Annotated in this window: 7 protein-coding genes; 1 reads left to right on the forward strand and 6 read right to left on the reverse strand. The window is 36.0% G+C overall.

The features are described from left to right. Positions 1 to 464, reverse strand: a 464-nt coding sequence (locus ILA26_RS07720) for an endonuclease/exonuclease/phosphatase family protein (protein WP_292896012.1), incomplete at its 3' end; no start/stop codon positions are given. Positions 465 to 652: 188 nt separating this feature from the next. On the opposite strand from ILA26_RS07720, the gene ILA26_RS07725 reads away from it, so the two are divergent. Beyond that, a complete protein-coding gene (locus tag ILA26_RS07725) occupies positions 653 to 847 on the forward strand; it encodes a hypothetical protein (protein ID WP_292896013.1) in 195 nt (64 codons plus the stop codon). A 23-nt stretch (positions 848 to 870) separates the two neighbouring features. On the opposite strand, the gene ILA26_RS07730 is transcribed toward ILA26_RS07725, so the two are convergent. The 5 genes from ILA26_RS07730 to ILA26_RS07750 all read right to left on the reverse strand — a co-directional run bounded on the left by ILA26_RS07730 (position 871) and on the right by ILA26_RS07750 (position 3,369). Continuing rightward, complete coding sequence (locus ILA26_RS07730; protein ID WP_292896014.1) at positions 871 to 1,038, reverse strand: hypothetical protein; 168 nt, start codon at positions 1,036 to 1,038, stop codon at positions 871 to 873. Continuing rightward, on the reverse strand, positions 1,028 to 1,744 hold the full coding sequence (locus ILA26_RS07735) for a hypothetical protein (protein ID WP_292896015.1): 717 nt from the start codon (positions 1,742 to 1,744) through the stop codon (positions 1,028 to 1,030). Before ILA26_RS07735 ends, ILA26_RS07730 begins: the two co-directional genes overlap by 11 nt. 129 nt (positions 1,745 to 1,873) lie before the next feature. Beyond that, the gene (locus ILA26_RS07740; protein WP_292896016.1) at positions 1,874 to 2,212 is read right to left on the reverse strand and encodes a hypothetical protein; all 339 of its coding nucleotides are present in this window, start codon (positions 2,210 to 2,212) and stop codon (positions 1,874 to 1,876) included. Beyond that, positions 2,209 to 2,538, reverse strand: coding sequence for a hypothetical protein (locus ILA26_RS07745; protein WP_292896017.1), 330 nt, complete (start codon positions 2,536 to 2,538; stop codon positions 2,209 to 2,211). The genes ILA26_RS07740 and ILA26_RS07745 overlap by 4 nt, the downstream gene beginning before the upstream one ends. A gap of 3 nt (positions 2,539 to 2,541) precedes the next feature. Next, entirely contained in the window at positions 2,542 to 3,369 is an 828-nt protein-coding gene (locus tag ILA26_RS07750) for a hypothetical protein (protein ID WP_292896019.1), read from the reverse strand. Positions 3,370 to 3,589: the final 220 nt, after the last annotated feature.

The following is a 3,589-nucleotide window of genomic DNA, read 5'->3' on the forward strand; positions in this document are numbered from 1 at the left end:
ATTTTAAAAACATTTTTAGCATGAGCCCCTTTCAATCGTGCATCACAGTTGAAATCCCCACACATTATTAAATCCTCATTGAAAAATCCACTTTCCTTATGAAGTTCATAATATCTTGTTATCTCATTTGGATATTCAGCAACGGGATATTTGACATTGGGATTTGTCCAGATTCCCAAAAGATTGAAAGTATCATTAACTTTTAGCGGAATAAAATATCGAAGACCATTATCCTCCAAACCAGCCAATTCAATTTTTACATTCTCACGAGCAAAAACACCCAGTCCTTTATTGACATTGTCTCCCACCCAATAATGGTTTGATGCAAATTCCTTATACTCATCAACCTTGGACCTTGACGGATCTTCACATTCTTGAATAACGTAAATGTCAGCATTTTCCTTTATAATCTCCCTAAATGATTCCCTGAATTTCTGATTGCAGTTCCAAGTAACGATTTTCATATACTTAGTATATATAATGTTAATAATATACTTTTAAACATGACAAAAAAAATACCCTTTGAAAGCGAGTACATTCTGCACAATCTGAGACAAATTCAACTCATTAAGGACAATCAATCATTCTAATAACAGCAAGCCCAAATTACACCTCAACCAATTCACTCAGACACATTGAGGAAAACACCGACTTGAAAATAGCTGAATCCTACTGGAACTTCGGAAAGCGTCCTCCTGAGCTTAAAATGTATTGGCTTGAAAGGAAAGTTCTTCCAACTCATGGCGATGATCCAGACAAATACCTTGCTATAGAGTCAAATCCAAAAACACGAGAAATGTATTCTGAGTTCGGCATTGAGGCAAGGCCTAAAAGTGATTTTATCTAAAAAAATAAGTTGATGATTAATTGCTAATTAATCATCTCATCCAAATCTATTTCCACATCTATTTGTGAAAAAATCTCCCTGATTTTTTCTTCAGAGGTAGTGTTCTCTTCTTTGAGCTTTTTTTTAACTTTTGAAATGGTTTTCCAATCCACTTCCAAAGGATGTGCTGTTCTCAACAAATCAATCTTCATGTTTAAACACCTTTTTAGTTAATTTAATATTTAAAGGATAGTTATTAATATAAGTTAGCAATAAATTTCCATATAATATATCAAATTGCTTAATCATTTCCATTTTTCCTCCATCCATATTTCCAACAATTTCCCATGAATATTCATAAAATTGTTGTATTTTATACTTTATTTTTCTTATTTCTCCTATGGGTATCAGTTCCCTCGATTCTATAATCCAAATTCCATCCCATGAGGACAATATCTCATAATCTTGGAAGGTTAAATCCAAAATCTGAAAATTTTCATTTGAAGGGGAAGATCCATAATTCTTTGGATGATTGTGGATAACTGCAATGTCATGTCCAGCGAAAATTTCCTCGTCAACTTGACCAGAAACCTCATCGCCACCACTTTCCTCATTAACAAAGCAGTACAATAACTCTGCAGTTTTATAGTAAAATATCAGCATTATTTCATAGTCCAAGTCAATTGTTTTTCTTCTAAACATGTCAACAATTTTTACAGCATTTTTAGAAAAATCCTTTGGTAAACATTTTGGCATTACTGCTTCAATATTCCAATTAATTGGAATATGACGGTAATGGGCAAATTCCAAATCTTTCACTTTTAAACTTAATGGAATCAACAATGCTCCCCTATTATCCATTTTAGGGAGAATATTTCCAATAAATTTTAATTTATTCAGTGGTGTTTTTATATTCATATATCTGATTATATTTTCAAATTATATAAATTAAGCAGTTATAAATGAGTTCAATTTTACAGTTTTAGACAATTTTACGGTAAAAATCTCAAATAATAAGTGATTATCATTAATTATCAAAAATATTCATTATATGGGGATTAAAAACTCCTTTTCATCGGACATTGTGATGACGTCATTTACAACAACCTCATCTCCTGAAATTTCTGAGTATTTTGGCTTTCCGTCATCATTCCAAAGGTATCCCAAAAGTGGAATAGGTTTGAATTTGGATTTGCGAGGATTGAATAGCCAATTTCTTGGTGTTGGGAACAGCTTTGAGAAATTCCTGTCCCTTGGCGGTTCGTTCATACGGTAATCCTCGCCGTAGCCCATTCTCCATCCGATTGTCCATGCTGACAGGTTCGGATAGACAAGCCATCTTGGCACAGCATACTTTCCCTCATCTACATACTTCTTTTCTTTCATAATACTAACCTCACAATAGTCATGGCGTTGCCCTTTTCATAGGCGAATTCATCTTGTTTTAACATTTCATTGTTTTTCAAAAACCACCTTTCGAATATCTCCTCTGGTGACTTGTCTTCGGTTGTGAATAATGTAATCAATAGCTCATCATAGATGCGTCCCTTATAGCGGGACTTGACCTTGCTCACATACATGCCCTCAAAGCCTTTTTTGTGGAATTCATCAAACAGCTCACAAAGAATATCATCAATTTCGAGTGGCGTTAGGCGATTGTCTTCATATTTGTAAAGCGGAACGTGAAAAACGTACTTGCTGTCCAGTTTCATGATTCAGTTCCTCATCTTGAGATAAATCACGTCGCATATGCTTGAAAGGTACCTGTGATAGTTCTCGCATTCATTCTTGGAGAGGTTCTCGTCCCTTATCATTTCAACGGTTTCATCCCTGAGTCTGCACAGTTCGGATATGCTGCAGGAGTCAAGCTCACATATCATGTCAAAGATTTCATCATTCATGTCCCTTTCAGGCATTTCATCATGTTTGATGTAATCGATTTTGGGTCGGTTCTCCTCAATGAGCCTATACCCTGTGGGATACTTGATCATTGGCAATCCGACACCGCTTTTTATGATTTCAAACTTGCCTGCAAATGTCCTTTCGCCGCCCTCATTATAGACGCTGCCTTTCCTTGGTGCATTGGGACCATATCCTTTGTTTATGCCCCATGAGCCCTCGAACTTGACCTGGCCGGAACAGTAGTGCTCCTTGCCCAATCGTATTCCCTTGATGTCAAAGACTCCTTCCTGATAGACGTTTCCATTGTCGAAGTACAGTCTTCCAAGGCCGTAGGGATGGTCGTTTATGACATATCCCTCGTAAAGAAGCCTTCCCTCATCGTCAAGAAGTCTCTTATGTTCAATCCCGTCTTTTGGATAATGGTTTATCTTTTTGAAAAACTCAACTTGAGTAAGGCGAGGATATACGAAGAACCTGTCCGCAATGAAGTAGAACCTGTTTACCACATTGACGACAATGACATATTCATTGTTTGACGGATTGTTGTCCATCGCTGCGTTGTGTGTGAAATCGTTGAAGCTTAAAAACTCGATTAATTCATTTTCATCTGATGGTGTTACGGCATATTCTCCAACTTGCATATTATCACCTCTATAATATATATTGTTAGCAACTTGTATTTGAACTTCCGCCAACTTTTAAGAAGTTGGGGATTCTCGATTTTTTAACATGTTCTTTGAGTGGAATGTTAATATTTTCGAGCCGATACCCGCGCACCGCAGGCCATGACAATCCCAATAGGGACTTGTCTTTATTATTTTTTCTTGGATTAATCTTAATCCTTCATTTTTTATATTAATA

Origin of the sequence: Methanobrevibacter sp., from assembly GCF_017940815.1 — an archaeon.
Lineage (GTDB): Archaea > Methanobacteriota > Methanobacteria > Methanobacteriales > Methanobacteriaceae > Methanocatella.

Excerpts from the sequence above, each read along its gene's own strand:
- ILA26_RS07750 (WP_292896019.1), bottom strand. The coding sequence starts at position 3,369 with ATGCAAGTTGGAGAATATGCCGTAACACCATCAGATGAAAATGAATTA.
- ILA26_RS07735 (WP_292896015.1), bottom strand. The coding sequence starts at position 1,744 with ATGAATATAAAAACACCACTGAATAAATTAAAATTTATTGGAAATATT.
- ILA26_RS07745 (WP_292896017.1), bottom strand. The coding sequence starts at position 2,538 with ATGAAACTGGACAGCAAGTACGTTTTTCACGTTCCGCTTTACAAATAT.
- ILA26_RS07740 (WP_292896016.1), bottom strand. The coding sequence starts at position 2,212 with ATGAAAGAAAAGAAGTATGTAGATGAGGGAAAGTATGCTGTGCCAAGA.
- ILA26_RS07730 (WP_292896014.1), bottom strand. The coding sequence starts at position 1,038 with ATGAAGATTGATTTGTTGAGAACAGCACATCCTTTGGAAGTGGATTGG.